This window comes from Enterococcus sp. AZ128 (assembly GCF_051714485.1).
Taxonomy (GTDB): Bacteria; Bacillota; Bacilli; order Lactobacillales; family Enterococcaceae; genus Enterococcus_A.
In genome coordinates this window covers 1-821 of the sequence record NZ_JBIORZ010000017.1, presented here as the reverse complement: position 1 = coordinate 821, position 821 = coordinate 1, and the positions used below count along the sequence as shown (strand labels likewise).

The following is an 821-nucleotide window of genomic DNA, read 5'->3' as shown; positions in this document are numbered from 1 at the left end:
CATAGGTACGTCTAAATCTTTCTCAATTTCTTTCCAGCAAGAAAACTCTTTCCCACGGTCGACCGTAAAGCTTAAAAATGCCTTGTGACTCCCTAGGTCTTGCACAAAAGCTTTAATCGCTTGTGCCATTGACTTCGCGGTACGATCCCTCATTGAGATCGCCCAATAAAAGCGTGTTTTCCGTTCAATAAACGTTGCTTCGCAGGCTTTGCTTTCCCCTCTGCTAGAAACAACTGTGTCCAACTCCCAATGTCCAAATTCTTCTCGAGTTGACACAGAAGCTGGGCGTTCATCAATGGTATGCCCTACAGTCATTTTGCCTCGTGCCTCTTCTTGTTTTTCTTGTCTTCTGCCTTTATGTCTCAGACACTGTTTAGACACATTAAGAATACCGGCATAGAGCCAATTGTAAATGGTTTTGAATGAAACTATTTGACGATCATTCGCAATTTGTTCAGGGGACCAGCTGTCTTCAAGATCACATTCAATCTGATAAGCGAATTCAGAAGTCCATTTGGACTTCGCACCACAGGCACTGCGCTTCATTTCCGCATCTAATTGCGCATTGTCGGCATTATAGATCAAATCTTCGGGTACTCGTTTCAACTCACGATCAATCGTTGTTCGGCTAACACCAATTCTGTCCGCTATTTCTTGAATACTCTTGGCATCATAAATCATCGTCTCTATACATTTTCGATTATCTCGTGTAAGCTTTTTGTGTGAACCCATCAAAATCACTCCTAGTAGTTTGTTATCCTAAACTCATTTTACTAGAAATTTTTGATGGGTTCTTTGTTGCGATTAATATTACAATTCAG

Annotated in this window: 1 protein-coding gene; it reads right to left on the bottom strand. The window is 41.2% G+C overall.

The features are described from left to right. The coding region (locus IGI38_RS24880; RefSeq protein WP_438734413.1) for an IS30 family transposase at positions 1–732 on the bottom strand (732 nt) is incomplete at its 3' end. Positions 733–821 lie beyond the last annotated feature (89 nt).